The sequence below is a fragment of the Streptomyces sp. NPDC090045 genome, from assembly GCF_044747975.1.
GTDB lineage: Bacteria > Actinomycetota > Actinomycetes > Streptomycetales > Streptomycetaceae > Streptomyces.
In genome coordinates, this window is sequence record NZ_JBIVFA010000003.1 from 401,815 (window position 1) to 416,858 (window position 15,044).

Here is a 15,044-nt window from a genome sequence, read left to right on the forward strand (position 1 = left end):
CGGCCGGCTGCATCGTGGACCAGGCGGCCCTCCGTCACGTGGCATCGGCCCGGGGGTCGTCCTCCGGGTCGGCCGCCAGTGCGGCCGGCAGCGGCAGCCCGTACTTTTCGCACAGGAACCGGGTCTGGCAGTACCGCTGGGCGTCGGCGGCCACTCTGCCGAGGACCGCGGAATTGATGCCGGCACCGATGAGGACACCCACGAACGGCACGACCTTGGCGACGTTCTGAACCGGCACCTTGGAGCCGGCCGGGCCCAGCTGCTGCATCAACTTCTCAAGGGAGGCCAGGAGGCGGTGGTCGTGGCGGAGCTTGTCCGACCACCGTATGCGTCCCTTGACCGCGTTGGCCGCCCGCGCGGTCTCGCGCAACGGCTCGGCCTTGGCGGCCTGCGCCATGAAGGACCGGCGCACCAGGCGCTGGATGAATATCTGCTCATCGGGGTCCTTGGCGTCGTAGCCGTAGGAGTAGGCGATGCGCGCCGCGATCGACGCGCTCAGGACCTGGACGACGAGGATGTCCGCCGTCATCGCGACGGGGATGCCGGCGACGGGGACCATGGCCAGCATGCCCATGGCGCCGCCTTCGAACGCGCCGGCGGTCCGCCACGTGAGGGTGTTGCGGGTCAGCAGCCGGTCGCAGACCTTGAGGTCCTGATGGCGTAGTTCGGCGAAACCGCCGAGGTCGACCCCCTGCTTGCGGGCGAGCTTCTCGACGTTCTTCGGGTCGTTGAGTTCCATGGCCCAGTCGTTGACCAGCTCGAGCAGTGCGGCCGCGGCTCCGAGCGCCGGTCGCATGGCCTTGTCGGCGACCGCGCCGCCTGCGCGGCGGATCGGTTCCGTGACCGCCTCCGGCACGGCGTCCGCAACCCGTCTCGCGGCGTTCCCCGCGACCTCACCGGTGCGACCGAGCGCGGCGCTCGCCCAGTTCGGCAGAGCGCGGCGGTTGTTGCGGCGCTCCCAGTGCTCGTTGAGGTTGTCCCATACCTGCGCGTCGTACGCGCTCATCGGGGTGGCACCGTCGACGAGTGGGGCGGCGTAAGTGCTCATTGAGGTACTCCATTTCGACGGTGATCGCTGGGGCCACGATGCCCTACCCACCGGCCGGCACGTGGGTGAAGCCGAAGTTCGGGTGCGACGTCCCGCATCGTTCTGTTACGCGGCCATGACACTCCAGCACTTTTGAACACGCTCAAGAGTCGCTAGATTCTTGAACATGATCAAAATTGGGTACGGGGCATGGGTGGGCGAGTTCGAGGGCGAGCGGGAGCGCCGGGCGGCTCTGGGCGACCCCGACTGGGGCAAGGGCGCACAGCTGCCGGCCGAGATCGTCCGCAGTATCCAGAAGTTCCAGGTCGGCGAGGACGGTGACGGCTCCGCACTCTCCGGCAAGGCCGACCGCGCGGGCGATCCGGTCTACTCCGAGGCGGTCCGGCTCTTCATCGCCGAGGAGCAGAACCACGCGCGGATGCTGAAACTGCTGCTGGCGGCCGGCGGGGCCGGCACCCTCGACGGGCACTGGAGCGACGCGGCCTTCGTCCGGGTGCGGCGACTGCTCGGACTGCGGGTGGAGTTGCTGGTGCTGATGATCGCCGAGGTGGTGGCCCTGGGGTACTACCGGGCCCTGCGCGACGGCGACGTCGACCCACTGGTCTCCGAGGTCGCGGGCCGGATCCTGGCGGACGAGGAGCGGCACGTCCCCTTCCACTGCCTGCGCCTGCGGGAGGGCCTCGCCGGGCTGCCCGGGCCCGCCCGCCGGGCGGTGACGGCCGGGTGGCGCGGACTGCTGGGCTGCGCCGCCGCCTTGGTCGCAGTGGACCACGGCCCGGCCTTGCGGACCCTCGGGGTGGGCCGCGGCGCCTTCGTCGCGCAGACCCTGAGCTCCTCCGCGTGGATGGCCCGCGCGATGTCGGGCGGCCCGGTTCCGGCTCCGGCGGCGGTCGTCCTGCGGGCGTAGAGGCGTAGGGGAGTCCAGGTGTAGAGGGGTGAACCGGCGGGCAGGCCGGGCCTGTTGGCGGCGCGTACGGTCGGCCTCGCCGAAGGTCCCGGGCCGCGCACGCATGGAGGAGCGCGTGCGCGGCCCGGGGCCGTCAGGGGCGGAGGGTCTCCAGCAGGGCAGCGGCGACCGCGCGTTGGCCGGCGGGGCTGAGGTGGAGGCCGTCGGCCTCGTGATGGCCGCGCGCCGCGTGGCGCGTGTCGACCACCGGCTCCGGCCGGGCCAGGAGGAAGCCGGCCACGGCGTCGAGGTCCGCTTCGGACCAGCTCAGCCCCGCCCGCCGGAAGTGCTCGTACCGCTCCATGAGCCCGGGGTCCGTGCCCGTCGGGGTGAGCCAGACCCACCGGGCCCCCGTCCGGGCCACCGCGAGGCCCCGCAGGGAGGTCAGGTTGCGGCAGGTCTCGGCGAAGTCGACGAGAGGGGTGCCGTCGATGCGCTGCACGTCGTTCGCGCCGAGCATGCACAGCACCCAGTCGGGCCGCTGGAAACCCAGCACCGGCAACTGCTGCGCCAGCGCCTGGGTGGTGGTGCTCCCCGACACGGCCAGGTTGGTGCACCGTACGCCCTCGGGGAGCAGGTGCCGCAGGATCCCGAACCAGGAGAGCCGGTCGGCGGTGGTGCTCTCGCCCAGGGCCACGACGTGCTCACCCGGCCGGAACGGCAGCGCGGCGATCCGGGCGGCCGCACCCGGGGCGGCCGACAGCGCGGCCGCCGCCTCCCGGTTGCGCTCCTCGAACCGCTCCAGCCGGCCCCGGTAGTCACCGGCATCGGTCCCGAACAGGGCCGCCAGCACGGGCTCGTCGAGCGGGCCCAGGTGGCGCAGGAGCTTCTCCGGCTGGTGGAACCGCAGCAGGCGCTCCGCCTGGTCGGCGTTCCGGTCGATGGTGGTCATGTCAGCCCTCCTCGGGGACACGGACGCGGGCGGGGATCCGGGCACGGGTGCGCGGCAGCAGGAAGCCCGCCGCGATCAGCCAGGCCAGCCCGGTGAAGCGGGCGACCGGCAGGAGCAGGGCGGCTCCCTCGGTCAAGAGGACGAGGGTGGACAGCTCGGCGACGGCGGCCACGGCGAGACCCGCGACGGCCAGTGCGCGCGGCAGGAGCCCGGCCAGTAGCCCGGGTACGGCGATCCCGGCGACGAGCAGGCCCAGTGCGACCACGTGTCCGGGTCCGCCCAGACCGAATGCCAGGTACTGCAGCGCCCGTACGAGCTCCGGCCGCTCCGTGACTTCGCCGTGGGACAGCACCCAGGTGACCAGTCCGGAGCAGGCCAGGAACGCCGCGGCGAGCACTCCGCCCGCGAGGGCGATCGTCGCGCCGGGCGCCCGGACCCCCAGCCGGTGGAGGCGGGCCGAGACGGTTGCGGCGTAGATGGCCAGGGGGACGGAGGCGGCGAACTGCAGGGCCCCCGAGACCCGGACCGCGTCCCCGTGGTCGCGGAAGTACGCGGTGATCGTGTCCGTGGCGCCGAACGGCGACGGGAACGGATCGCCGCCGGCCAGCAGGGTGCTGAGGACGACGCCGCCGAGGAACAGGGCGGTGAAGACCACGGCGAGGACGCCGGGCGGCGGACCGGACTGCGGGGTGGTGGTACGGGTTTCGCGCGGGACACGGCTCTCGATCGTTTCCACGGCACTATCCGTTCTGGAAGAGAATGATTCACTGAAGAGAATCATTTCGTGTGGCGTACGATAGCCGCGTGAACACCGCCCGGCAACCAGATCCCTCCGCAGCCCCGACTCCGGCTCAGACTCCGACGCCGGCTGCGACTGCGACCGCGTCTGCTGCGACTGCGGATCAGGCCCGGCCCCCGGTTCCGCGCGGAGCGGCCTTCCTCCTCGCCCAGATCGGCGCCCACGCCGCCGGGCGTTTCGCGGAACGAGTCGCCGCCCTCGGGCTCAGCCCGGCCGATGTCGGCCTGCTGCGGATGGTCGCCGGGCGGCCGGGACTGAGTCAGCGCGCGCTCGCCGAGGACCTCGGCGTCGTACCCAGCCGCGTCGTCGCGCTGATCGACGCGCTGGAAGGCGGGGGGCTGGTCGAGCGGCGGCGCAGCGCCGGGGACCGCCGCAACCACGAACTGCACCTCACCCCCGAGGGGCGGCGGAGCCTCGGCAAGGTCTCCCGGGTGGCCTCCGCCCACGAGGACGACCTGCTCGCCGCCCTCGACCCCGACGGGCGGGCGCAGCTCCTGGAACTCCTCGAACGCGTTGCCGCGCAGCAGGAACTGACGCCGGGCGTGCACCCCGGCTACCGCACGCTCGCCAAGCCGGCGGCGAAACGGAAGGAAAAGGGCTGAGGACCGGCGGCGGTTGCGCCGGGGGGCCGCCCGCTACGTGATCGTGCCGGCCATGGAAGTGACGCTCAGCGGCCCCAGCGGGGTCTGCCGCAGCGTGGCGAAGCCGAAGTGGCGGTAGAGGGGGACGTTCGCCGGGTCCGCCGTGGTCAGGTACATGCATCCGGGCGCGGGTGTGGTGGCCAGGACGTGGTCCAGGAGGAGGCGGCCGGCGCCGCGTCCGGTCAGGTCGGGACGGACACCGACGAACTCCAGCGTCCAGGCCCCCTGGGGTGCGCCCCCGTCGGTGGCGTCCAGGTAGCGCAGGGTCCGGCCGAGGGCGCGCGGCCCGCAGCGCAGCCCGGTACGGGCCGCCCAGAGGGCGCGGGCGCCGGCGGCCGGGGTCGCGCCCGGCGGGGTGAGGACGGCCGCTGCGAGCAGCCGGCCGTCCGCGTCCACGAGCGCGGTGCGGCGGGCCCCGTCGAGACCCGCATGCGTGCGCAGGGTGGCCCGGAACCAGTGGGTGCGTACGGAGGGCGAGTCGCCGCAGATCCAGGAGACGGCGGGCTCCCGGGCGAATGCGGCGGCCAGCAGGTCGGCGCAGGCGGCCGGGTCCGGGTCGGTGTCGATCCGCCAGGAACGCCCGGCCCCGGCCTCAGGCATCCCGCCTCCGTTCCAGCGGCGCCTCGGGCACGAGGTGGCAGACGAGCAGCTTGAGGAAGAACAACGGCGCGAACCAGGCGAGCGCGGTGGGCACCGGCAGCCAGAAGAGGTTGACCACCACGGCTGCCATCAACAGGGCCATGGCCGCCGGCCGTTTGAGGTGCACGGGCGTGAATTCCACGCCCACTGCCCCGCCGATCAGTAGTGCGGCGTTGGTCAGCGTCCAGGCGAGGTCACCGGACAGGACGACCAGCCCCATCGCGGCGAGGTGGATCAGGTGCGCGGAGACGAACAGCAGCCGGGCGCGCCTGGCTCCGGGGTCGGCGCGGTGGTACCAACGCTTCGCGGCGTTGGTGGCGTTGGTCAGTACTCCGCCGATCAGGTCGAGCCCGGCCAGGGCGACCACGACGAGCTGCGCGGTGGACCAGTCACGGGTGGCTCCCGAAGTCCACAGGCCGGCGGCCAGCAGCAGGGCGCAGCCGAGCAGCCCGAGGGTCTCCACCACGGACTCGGAACGGGACTTGCCGGGGCCCATGAACCGTTCGAGGCGCCCCGCGAGGCCGGGCGGGGTGGCCGGTACCTCCCAGGAGATCCGCAGGTCAGCGCGCATCGGTCGGGTCCTCTCCGGCAGTTGTGGCGGCCGTGGTGGCCGCCCCGCCCCACAGGCCGCGCAGCAGGCTCCACAGCTGTGCGGAGGCCTCGCCTTCCGAGAAGTCCGCGGCTTGGGCGAGGGGCTCGGTCGGGGTCTGGGCCGGGGTCGGGGTCTCGGTCTGGGTCTGGGTCGTCATGCGGGCCAAGGCCCAGGCATCGGCGGCCCGGATGACCGCCGCCGTCACCGACACCAGCAGCCCGTGGTCCACGTCGCCACGGATCACCCCGAGCCGCTGCCCGTCCGTGACCAGGGCGCCGAACCAGTCGAGCCACGGGCCCGCGTGGGTGCGGCCGATGGCGGCGTCGGCGAGGGCCAGGTCCTCGGGGTGGTCCCGCAGGTGGGCGGCAAGGGCGACGGAGCCGGCGGCGAACCGGGACCGGAAGTCGGCCTCGTCACGGGCCGGGACCCAGGGGCCGAGGGCATCGAGCAGTCGCTCGAGCACCCCGTCGAGGACCGCGGTGAGGAGGTCCTCGCGGCCGTCGAAGTAGTGGTAGGCGGCGGTCTTGGAGACCCGCGCGGCTTCGATGATCTTGTTGTAGGAGGCGCCTTCGGTGCCGTGCTCGGCGAAATGCCGGCGCGCCACCCCCAGGATGAGCTCCCGGCGCTCTGCGGGCAGGCGATCGAAACGGGGAAGAGGCATGACCGTACGGTACCACTGGGGTGTACTACTGGTACACCCCACTGGTACACCTGTGCTGCGTGTACGCCAACGCCTCAGGTCGGCCGCGGCGTGGCCGTGTTGCCGAGGAGGCGGTTCACGAGGAGTTCCGGGTAGCCGGAGGCCGGCGGTTCGATGCCGAGGATCGCCCGCAGGTAGAGCGGCGCGACGAGCTGGTCGAGGATCTGGTCGAGGGGCGGGGCGACCTCGCCGCGGGCGGCGGCGCGCTCGCGGATGCGCTCGATCGCGCCGATGCGGCGCTCGAACTGCTGCGCACGCTCGCCCTGCGCCGCGGCGCTGCCCGACATCGACAGGGCGATCGCCCGGATGAGCAGTCGGCCTTCGGGCGTACGGATGCTCGCGACGCCCCCTTCGGCCCATGCCATCAGGTCGCCGCGCAGGCTACCGGTGTCGGCCAGCGGCGAGTCCCGTTCGAGACGTGTGACGACCACGTCGGCCAGGAGCGCCTCCCTGCTGCCCCAGCGCCGGTAAACGCTGGTGTGGTTCACCCCGGCGCGCTGCGCGACCGCGGGGATGGTGAGGTCCGCGCCCTCGGGGTCGGACAGAAGGTCGATGACGGCCTGGTGGACGGCCGAGCGGACCTGCTCGGGGCTCTTGCGGAGGCGCGGGGCCGGTTGTTTCTCAGTCACCCACCCATCGTAAGCACAAATATTTGCTTACCGGCGCCTGCTGTGCCTACAGTTCTGCCGTACGCACAGATTTGTGCTTAAGGAGAGTGGTGATGAAGCCGCTGCTGTTCCCCGAGAACCCTCAGTTCTGGTACGAGACCCTGCGCTCGATGAGCCACATCGCCTACGGCGGCGCCGACTTCGGCGAGGTCGTCTCCACCAGCACCCGGATCACCGAAGGCGACTACGACAGCTGGTACGTCGAGTGGATGGCCACCGCGGACCGCGTGTCGGGCGAGGCGCAGAAGGCGCTGGCGGCCGGTCACCGGATCAGTGCCCGGGACGGGTTCCTGCGTGCGTCGAACTACTACCGGTCGGCGGAGTTCTTCCTGCACGGTCACCCCTGCGACCCGCGTCACGACGATGCCTACGACCGCTCGGTGGCCTGCTTCAAGGCGGCGGCGGCACTGTTCACCCCGGTCATCGAGCCGGTCGAGATCCCCTACGAGGACACCACGCTGCCCGGCTACTTCTACCGGGCCGACGACACCGGCACGCCCCGCCCGACCCTGATCATGCACAACGGGTTCGACGGCACCGCGGAGGAGCTGCACTTCTTCGGGGCGATGGCCGGTGTCGAACGCGGTTACAACGTGCTGGTCTTCGACGGCCCCGGCATGCCCGGACCGCGTCACCACCAGGGCCTGGTCTTCCGCCCGGACTGGGAGAACGTCATCACTCCCGTCGTGGACTTCGCCGAGACCCTCCCCGAGGTCGACGACAGCCGCATCGCACTCCTCGGCGTCAGCATGGGAGGCATCCTCGCCCCCCGGGCCGCCGCGTTCGAGCACCGTCTGGCCGCCCTGATCGCCGTCGACGGCGTCTACGACCTCGGCGAGGTGTCCACCCGTGCCATCCCGGGCGACCGAGACCAGGCAGAACGGCTCCTGCGCGCTGAATCCGCCCCCGAAGTCGACGCGCGCCTGGAGCAGATCGTGGCCGAGGACGCCACCGTGCGGTGGGCGATCCACCACGGCATGTACGTGATGGGCGTGGACACGCCCCGGGCCTTCAGTGCCTCCTACCTCGACTACACCCTCGCCGGCGGCATCGCCGAGCGGATCCAGTGCCCCACCCTCGTGTGCGACGCCGTCGAGGACGAGTTCTTCAAGGGCCAGCCCGAGCAGCTCTACGAGCACCTGACCTGTCCCAAGACCCTGGTGCTGTTCACCGCCGAGGAAGGCGCCGGCGCGCACTGCCACACCGGTGCGATGCGCCTGGCCCTCGCCCGCATCTACGACTGGCTCGACACCACCCTCGCGACCGTCGCCTGAAAGCCCGGCCGGCACCGGCACTGCCCCGCCACTGCTCACCCCCCGGGTACCGCCAGCGCACGGACGGCGAGTGGGCCGACCGCGCCGAGTTCCTCGACCACATCAGCCACCTGCGCGGCATAGTCGCCGGCGGCAAGGTCGAGGTCCACGACGAGCTGTACGACGGCGACAAGTACGCCGACCGGCACACCTGCCACATCACCAAGAACGACGGCACCACCGTCACCATGGAGGTCTACGTCTTCGCCGACCTCGCCCCCGACGGCCGCTTCCACCGCATCGAGGAAACCACCATGATGCTGAGCGGCTCCGACGCCGACCGCAACATCGGCAGCGCCCGCTGACCCCCAGTACCGTCGGGGCGGTGGCCTGCGCAGGGCTTGACCTTCGAGTCGGGTCGAAGGTTTACCGTCGGATGGTGCCGCTGGTCGCGGGCCGGATCGCGGAGACCGAGGGCCGGATCGCCGAGCTGTCGGCCTTCTCCGTCCACCTCGCGGCCGTGCACGCCGACCTGTCGGCTCCGGCGCCTGAAGGAGCATGCGGGCCGGACTGCGGCTGCACCACCACCCCGGCCACCGCCGGACCGGTGCCGGTCACGCTGTCGCCCACCCGGCCCGCCGCACCGGTACCGGCCCCCGAGCCGTGGCGGGAGGCTCCGGTGGCCTGCACCTTGGACGGCTCCGAGCTGGTGGGCCGTACCCAGGAGTGGCGCCGGCTGGTGGAGCAGGCCACCGCCCGCGCGGAGCTCCCCGACGGGCTGCGGCTCACGTTCCCGGCCACCGCGGAACTGGCCGGGCAGATCGCGGCGCTGGCGGCGGCCGAGCAGCGCTGCTGTTCGTTCTTCGACTTCACCCTGCACCTGACCCCGGCCGCGCTGGAGCTGACCGTACGGGCGCCCGAAGCCGGAGCACCGCTGCTGGCAGACCTGTTCGGAGTGACCGCATGAGCCGCCCCACCCCTTCCCCGTCCCGTAGCCCGCGCCCGTGGGGGACGGTGGGCGCCGGCCTCGCCGCGGTCGCCGCGTGCGCGGTGTGCTGCGCGGGCCCGCTGTTGGCCGTGCTCGGCGGCATCGGCGCGGCCTCCGCGCTGGCCTCCGTATGGATTCCCGCTCTCGCGGTCGTGGCGGGGCCGCAGCTGTGGGCGCCTTCGTACTGGACCGCCGGCGCCGGGCCGCCGCCTGCAAGACGATGGCCGGCCCGGTCGACCTCGGCCTGCCCGCAGTCGGCACGACTCGGGATGATCGCGTGCACTGACCTGTGGCGAGAGGCCGCCCGCCGGCCTGTGAGGATGAGCGAAGCGGCCGCCGCCACGGGCGGGACGGTACGGAGCAGGGGAGCAGTCGGGTGTCGCAGGAACGGTCGGGTCTGGTCGAGCGGATGGAACACCACCAGATCGCGGTGTACCTCGGCGCGATGGCGGCGGGCGCCCTGGTGGGCTGGGCGGCGCCGTCGGCCGGGCCGGGCCTGGAGCACGCCATCAACCCGGTGCTCGGCGCGCTGCTGTTCGTCACCTTCCTCCAGGTCCCGGCCGCCGAGCTGCTCCGCTCCCTGCGCGACGGGCGGTTCCTGTCGGCCGCGCTGGTGGTGAACTTCGTGGTGGTGCCGCTGGTGGTCGCCGCGATGTTCGTCTTTCTGCCCGCCGAGCAGGCCGTGCGGATCGGTGTCCTGCTGGTGCTGCTGTGCCCGTGCGTGGACTACGTGATCGTCTTCTCCGGGCTGGCCGGCGGGTCCAGCCGCCGCCTGCTGGCGGCCACCCCGCTGCTGCTGGTCGTCCAGATGATCCTGCTGCCGGGGTTCCTGTACCTGTTCATGGGCTCGGAGCTCGCCGACATCGTCGAGGTCGGCCCGTTCGTCGAGGCGTTCCTCGTCCTGATCGTCATCCCGCTCGCGCTGGCCTGGACCGTCCAGGCGTGGGCGGCCCGCCGTCCGGCCGGGCAGAAGGCGGCCGACGCCGCGACCACCACGATGGTCCCGCTGATGGCCGCCACCCTGTTCGTCGTGGTCGCCTCCCAGGTCCCCAAGCTCGGCGACAGCCTCACGGACGTCGCCGCCGTCATCCCGTTCTACGCGGCGTTCCTGATCGTCATGGCGTTCGCCGGCAAAGCCGTCGCCCGCCTGTTCCGCCTCGACGCCCCGGCCACCCGGGCGGTCGTCTTCACCGGCGCGACCCGCAACTCCCTGGTCGTCCTGCCACTCGCGCTCGCCCTGCCCGAGGCCCTGTCGGTGGCCGCGGTCGTGGTCGTCACCCAGACCCTGGTCGAGGTCCTCGGCATGGTCGCCTACGTCCGCCTCGTTCCCCGGCTCGTCCCCGCGGGCAAGACGGCGGCGGCCCGGGGCGGTTCCTGAGCGCCATCGGTCCTTCCCCCTGCCTGGGCAGCACCCAAGTCGAGTTCGACGGCTGAGTTTCGGTGCCCGAGGGCGGGGGATCCTCGCCGCATGGGACGTCCAGCGCGGTGGGGGGTCGTCGTCGTAGCGACGGCCGTGGTGTTCGGAGTGTGCTTCGCGCTCGCCCGTGAGGATCCGTTCGGCTGGCTGCCGGAGAAGGACGCCGGGGCCTTCGCGGGTGCGGTGGCCGCGGCCGTCGTGGCCTGCGGGTCCTGGTGGGCCGGCGGTTCTGATCGGCCGCGGAGGTCCGTGGTGATCCGCGGCGAGGCGGATCGTCGTGGCGAGGTGCTGCAAAGAGGGTGGGGCGCGGGTGAGGAGAACGTCGATCTGAACGGTCGGGCCGACCGCGGCGCGCGCGTGGTGCAGGACCGGGAGGACAGCGGAAGAGCCACTCCACCGGACCGGGGCGGGCAGGGCGGCTCGTAGTGTCGGCCGAGCGGCCGGGCAAGCGGCCTGCCACGCAATGGGACGTGTCGATCAAGGCCGACCGGGGCGGCAGCTCCCAGTTCGTCGCGGGGAACCTGTACCAGTACCTCCCCGCCCCGCCGGTGGCCGCGCTGAAGGCGCTGCCCGACGCGCCGGACGTGCTGGTGGGCCGGGGCCGGCTGGTCGAGGAACTGCTCGGGATCCTGGAGCCCGGTGGCGGGCCGAGGGTCGTGGTGGTGGCCGGGCTGGCCGGGGTCGGGAAGAGCGCACTGGCGCTGACGGTGGCCCAGCGGGCCTTGGAGCAGGGCCTGTTCGACGGCGGCGTGCTGTACGTCGGTCTGCGCGGGTACGACCCCGGCGGGGCGGCGGTGAGCGCCGGTCAGGCAGTGGACACGCTGCTCGGCGAGCTCGGCGTCCAGGACGCGGACCTGCCGGGGACGGCGCAGGGACGGCTCGCGCTGCTGAGGTCGGAGCTGGCCGAGCGGGCGGAGGCGGGGCGGCGGGTGCTGATCGTCGCCGACGACGCGGGGGAGGTCGCGCAGGTCCGGGACCTGGTCCCGCCGGGGGAGGCGCACCGGCTGCTGGTGACCTCGCGGGAGCGGCTGGTCGTGCCGGAGTTCCGGGCGCGGGTGCTGGTGCTGGACGAGCTCGCGCACGGTGCGGCGACCGAACTGGTCGCGGAGTCGCTGCGGCGGGCCTGGCCGCAGGATCCCCGCCCCGGGCGCGAGCCGGAGGCGCTGGCGGCGATCGCCGAGCACTGCGGGCGACTCCCGCTGGCGCTGACGGTGGCGGCGGCCACGCTGGCCGGTGACCCGGGGCTCGCCATCGCGGAGCTGGCGCGACAGCTGGCGGACACCCGCTCCCGGCTGGACGCGCTCAGCCCCGCGGACGCAGGCGGTCTGCCCACGGGGGTTCGGGCGGCGTTCGACCACTCGTACGCACGGCTGCCGGCCGACCGGGCCCGGCTGCTGCGGCTGCTGACGGCCGGTCCCGGGCCGGACATCCACACGGAGTTCGCGACGGTGCTGGGGCTCGTACCGGGTGAGGAGCCGGACGCGGAACTCGCGGTCAGGGCCACCCGCGCGCTGCTGGCCGCGCTCGCCCGCACAGGGCTCCTCGCGGAACAGCCCGTGGGCTCGAACCGCTGGCGCATGCACGACCTGGTCCGTCTCTACGCCACCGAGCAGGCCCATCGGCATGCCGGGAGCGACGGGCGGGAGGAAGCGGCGCACCGTGTCCTCTCGCTCTACGGCGCGGTGTTGTACGGCGCTCACGGTCGCCTTCAGGCCCGGACCGACATCGACGAGGTGGAGCGTTTCCCGGATGCGGGGTCGGCGCTGCGCTGGCTCGACCTGGAACGGACCAACCTGATCGCCGCGGTGACCCTGTGCGCCGAGCTCGGCATGGCGGTCGACGCGGCGAACTTCGCGGCGTTCCTGATGGGGTACCTCTCCAGGCGCCGCCTGTTCGACGCGGCGATCGACCTGGGCCGGATCGGCGAGGAGCAGGCGCGCCGGAGCGGTGACCGGGAGGCCCGGCACGTGGTGTTGCACGAGATCGCCCTGGCCTTGACCGAGGCCCGGCGATTCGACGAGGCCGCCGAGCTGTTCGAGCGGTTGGTGGCCTTCCACGCGGTGGGGGAGCCGACCATGGGCAGGGCCCTTGTGCTGCTGAATTCCTCGTCCCTGTGGACGCTGACCGGCCGTCTGGACGAGGCCGCGGCCGCCCTCGAAGAGGCCCTCCGCCTCTTCCGTACGTTCGGCGACCGTCGACGGGAGGCCGAGGCGCTGGGCGGTCTCGGCACGCTGCTGTTGAGCCTGCGGCGCGTGGACGAGTCCATCGCCGTACTGGAAGAGGCGGTGGACCTCCTGGGGGAACACGGCACGCCCCTGGTGACCGCCAGGGCGCTGTCCAACCTCGGCAACGCGCTGAGCGCCGCCGGTCGGTTCGGCGACGCGATCGCCCGGTACGGGCGGTCCCTGGCCATGTTCCGGGAGCTCGACGACTGGTACGGGGTGGCTTTCGCCGCCGGCCGGCTGGGGGTGACGTTGCACGAAGCGGGCCGTCCGGACGAGGCCGTCCAACCGCTGACGCAGGCGATCGAGGCGTGCCGGGCGGGCGGCGAACGCGACGGCGCGGCCCAGGGGTATCTCGCACTCGGTTCCGTGCTGACCGACACGGCGGATCACACGGGCGCCTTGCAGGCGTTCGAGCAGGCACTGGCCCTCTACCACGACCTCGGGGACGGGACGGGGCTGGTCACGGCGATGCGCGCTCTCGGCACGACGTACGAGCGGCTGGGAGATGCTGCCGGCGCGGCCGAGCACCTGTTCTTCGCGGAGCTGCTCCACAGCGGCGAGGGCATGCCGGTGATACGGGCGGATGAGGAGGGAAACCGGAGGAAGGGCCGGCCCGGCCCCTGGCGCCGGCTCCGGGCCCACTTCGGTCGGTCCACCAGCGGAGCGACGCCGTCGCCGGACCCCGCCTCGCCGCCACCCCCATCCGGTCGGCGAGACGATCCGAAGGAGATGGCCTAACCCTGGCGCTCTGACCGCCCAAGCCGCCGGAGTCCCCTTCCGGGGCCGCGCCCCGTCCGGCGCCCGGTACAGCGCGGCGCCCTCCGCCGCAGGTCGGGGTGGTGATGTCCGGCAGCAGCACCCGGTTGTCGATCAGTCAAACCAGCCTGGTCGAAGAGCGCCCGCGGCCCCTCCAGCGAGGCCCGCACCCGCGCCGCCGGGAACCCGGGCACCTTCAACTCGGCCGCCGGGAACTCCCGGTAGCCGTAGGCATCCCGGATCTCCCACGCGGCCGGCGGACCTGTCGACCTGGGCGGTCTTGAGGCGGTCGTGCCTCGGGGGCCGGCGGCGGGTGGCTGCGGCCAAAGGTTCGGGTGCGGCGACGGCTGGCCCGGTGCTCGCGAGGTCCTGGGCGGGATCGTCGCCGCTGACGGAGCGAAAGCCGGGTAGGGCCGACAGCGGCCGGTAGTGCCGAAGGTTCGGTGCGGCGTCCGCTCGTGCTGGGGCTTCGGCCGCGCCGCCACCGCCTCGGCGCAGTCGTCTGCGGAGTGCCGGAAGGTGGTAGCCGGCTTCGAGACGAGGTCTTCGGCGGTGCTGCCCGACGCTCGGGGACTCCGGCCGCTCGCCGTGCGGCATTCGGGGACGTGCGCGTGGCCTGCTTGACCGTCCGGGCCGCCGACCGCAGAGTCGGAAGGCGGTGTCGTGAAAGCTCCGCCCGACCCCGTACTCCGGTCCACCCGTCCGAAGGCGGCCGACGGCCCTGGCCTCCGGGAGTGACTGCACTGATGGTCCTCGACCTGGTCGTGATCGGTATGGCCATCACCCTCGGGCCCCTGCACAACAGTGCCTTCATCCTGCTGCTCTCCTCGCGGCGCGGCGTCCGCAAGGGCCTGGCGTTCCTGTTGTCGTGGCTCGCCAACCTGGTCGTGGTGATCGCGTGCGTGATGCTGCTGACCGGTGGGGAACCCCCGGCCCGTCACACCACGCCGTCGACCGCCGCGGCGTGTGCGAAGCTCGCCATCGGTCTGGGGCTGGTGCTGTACGGCGCGCACCGGCGCCGTCGGCCGCCCCGCCCCCACGGCCCGCCGCGCTGGGCCGCTCGGGTGGACGACGCCTCACTGGCCACGGCCGCCGGGCTGGCCTGGCTGCTGCAGCCTTGGGCGCTGGTCGGTGCCGGCGCCGCGACGGTCGTCGCCGCGGACCTTTCCTCCCTCACCGACTGGCTCGCACTGACCGGCTACTGCCTGCTGGCCACGCTCGGCCTCATCGTCATGGAGATGTACGCGGTCTGGGCACCGACGGCCGCGGAGGCCAGGTTGAACGCCCTGCGGATGTGGCTCGAGCAGCATCAGGAGCAGCTGATCGTCACGCTCTCCCTGCTCGTCGGCCTGTGGCTGACGGCCCGAGGCATCTACGAGCTGGTCGCCTGACCGTACGTGTGACGCAGCTCCCGCTTCTCTTCCGCGACCCGAGTGCAGGACGTCACCGGGCCGGACCCCGCTGGACATGCCCCGAGGGC

The 15,044-nt window shown here is 73.0% G+C and carries 16 protein-coding genes; 9 read left to right on the plus strand and 7 right to left on the minus strand.

Going from position 1 to position 15,044, the window contains the following annotated elements:
- Positions 1-34 precede the first annotated feature (34 nt).
- Positions 35-1,048: an EcsC family protein gene (locus tag ACIPYQ_RS10720; RefSeq protein WP_401248574.1), complete on the minus strand. Its 1,014-nt coding sequence runs from the start codon at positions 1,046-1,048 to the stop codon at positions 35-37.
- Between the two features lie 166 nt (positions 1,049-1,214).
- On the opposite strand from ACIPYQ_RS10720, the gene ACIPYQ_RS10725 reads away from it, so the two are divergent.
- Positions 1,215-1,955: a ferritin-like domain-containing protein gene (locus tag ACIPYQ_RS10725; protein ID WP_401248577.1), complete on the plus strand. Its 741-nt coding sequence runs from the start codon at positions 1,215-1,217 to the stop codon at positions 1,953-1,955.
- 133 nt (positions 1,956-2,088) lie between these two features.
- Here ACIPYQ_RS10725 and ACIPYQ_RS10730 read toward each other — a convergent pair whose 3' ends face one another.
- Positions 2,089-2,886: an SGNH/GDSL hydrolase family protein gene (locus tag ACIPYQ_RS10730; RefSeq protein ID WP_401248580.1), complete on the minus strand. Its 798-nt coding sequence runs from the start codon at positions 2,884-2,886 to the stop codon at positions 2,089-2,091.
- Position 2,887: 1 nt separating this feature from the next.
- Complete coding sequence (locus ACIPYQ_RS10735) at positions 2,888-3,622, minus strand: hypothetical protein (protein WP_401248583.1); 735 nt, start codon at positions 3,620-3,622, stop codon at positions 2,888-2,890.
- Positions 3,623-3,690: 68 nt separating this feature from the next.
- On the opposite strand from ACIPYQ_RS10735, the gene ACIPYQ_RS10740 reads away from it, so the two are divergent.
- Complete coding sequence (locus tag ACIPYQ_RS10740) at positions 3,691-4,287, plus strand: MarR family winged helix-turn-helix transcriptional regulator (RefSeq protein WP_401248586.1); 597 nt, start codon at positions 3,691-3,693, stop codon at positions 4,285-4,287.
- Positions 4,288-4,320: 33 nt separating this feature from the next.
- On the opposite strand, the gene ACIPYQ_RS10745 is transcribed toward ACIPYQ_RS10740, so the two are convergent.
- The 4 genes from ACIPYQ_RS10745 to ACIPYQ_RS10760 form a co-directional block, all read right to left on the minus strand.
- On the minus strand, positions 4,321-4,926 hold the full coding sequence (locus ACIPYQ_RS10745; protein WP_401248589.1) for a GNAT family N-acetyltransferase: 606 nt from the start codon (positions 4,924-4,926) through the stop codon (positions 4,321-4,323).
- Positions 4,919-5,536, minus strand: a complete 618-nt coding sequence (locus tag ACIPYQ_RS10750) for a hypothetical protein (RefSeq protein WP_401248592.1) — start codon at positions 5,534-5,536, stop codon at positions 4,919-4,921. Before ACIPYQ_RS10750 ends, ACIPYQ_RS10745 begins: the two co-directional genes overlap by 8 nt.
- Positions 5,526-6,218 (minus strand): TetR/AcrR family transcriptional regulator, encoded by a 693-nt coding sequence (locus tag ACIPYQ_RS10755; RefSeq protein WP_401248595.1) that lies wholly within the window; start codon positions 6,216-6,218, stop codon positions 5,526-5,528. The genes ACIPYQ_RS10750 and ACIPYQ_RS10755 overlap by 11 nt, the downstream gene beginning before the upstream one ends.
- Positions 6,219-6,292: 74 nt before the next feature.
- Entirely contained in the window at positions 6,293-6,886 is a 594-nt protein-coding gene (locus ACIPYQ_RS10760; RefSeq protein ID WP_401248598.1) for a TetR/AcrR family transcriptional regulator, read from the minus strand.
- Between the two features lie 92 nt (positions 6,887-6,978).
- Here ACIPYQ_RS10760 and ACIPYQ_RS10765 point away from each other — a divergent pair, with 92 nt between their 5' ends.
- From ACIPYQ_RS10765 to ACIPYQ_RS10795, 7 genes are all read left to right on the plus strand, one after another.
- Positions 6,979-8,199: an alpha/beta hydrolase family protein gene (locus ACIPYQ_RS10765; protein WP_401248600.1), complete on the plus strand. Its 1,221-nt coding sequence runs from the start codon at positions 6,979-6,981 to the stop codon at positions 8,197-8,199.
- The gene (locus ACIPYQ_RS10770) at positions 8,196-8,543 is read left to right on the plus strand and encodes a nuclear transport factor 2 family protein (protein WP_401249355.1); all 348 of its coding nucleotides are present in this window, start codon (positions 8,196-8,198) and stop codon (positions 8,541-8,543) included. The genes ACIPYQ_RS10765 and ACIPYQ_RS10770 overlap by 4 nt, the downstream gene beginning before the upstream one ends.
- A 71-nt stretch (positions 8,544-8,614) precedes the next feature.
- Entirely contained in the window at positions 8,615-9,145 is a 531-nt protein-coding gene (locus ACIPYQ_RS10775) for a hypothetical protein (protein ID WP_401248603.1), read from the plus strand.
- Positions 9,146-9,542: 397 nt separating this feature from the next.
- Positions 9,543-10,544, plus strand: coding sequence for an arsenic resistance protein (locus ACIPYQ_RS10780; RefSeq protein WP_401248606.1), 1,002 nt, complete (start codon positions 9,543-9,545; stop codon positions 10,542-10,544).
- A gap of 90 nt (positions 10,545-10,634) precedes the next feature.
- The gene (locus ACIPYQ_RS10785; protein WP_401248609.1) at positions 10,635-11,009 is read left to right on the plus strand and encodes a hypothetical protein; all 375 of its coding nucleotides are present in this window, start codon (positions 10,635-10,637) and stop codon (positions 11,007-11,009) included.
- 44 nt (positions 11,010-11,053) lie between these two features.
- Positions 11,054-13,546 carry a tetratricopeptide repeat protein gene (locus ACIPYQ_RS10790; RefSeq protein WP_401248612.1) on the plus strand — a complete coding sequence of 831 codons (2,493 nt, stop codon included), beginning with the start codon at positions 11,054-11,056 and terminating at the stop codon, positions 13,544-13,546.
- Positions 13,547-14,310: 764 nt separating this feature from the next.
- Positions 14,311-14,955 (plus strand): GAP family protein, encoded by a 645-nt coding sequence (locus ACIPYQ_RS10795; RefSeq protein ID WP_401249358.1) that lies wholly within the window; start codon positions 14,311-14,313, stop codon positions 14,953-14,955.
- The last annotated feature ends 89 nt before the right edge of the window (positions 14,956-15,044 follow it).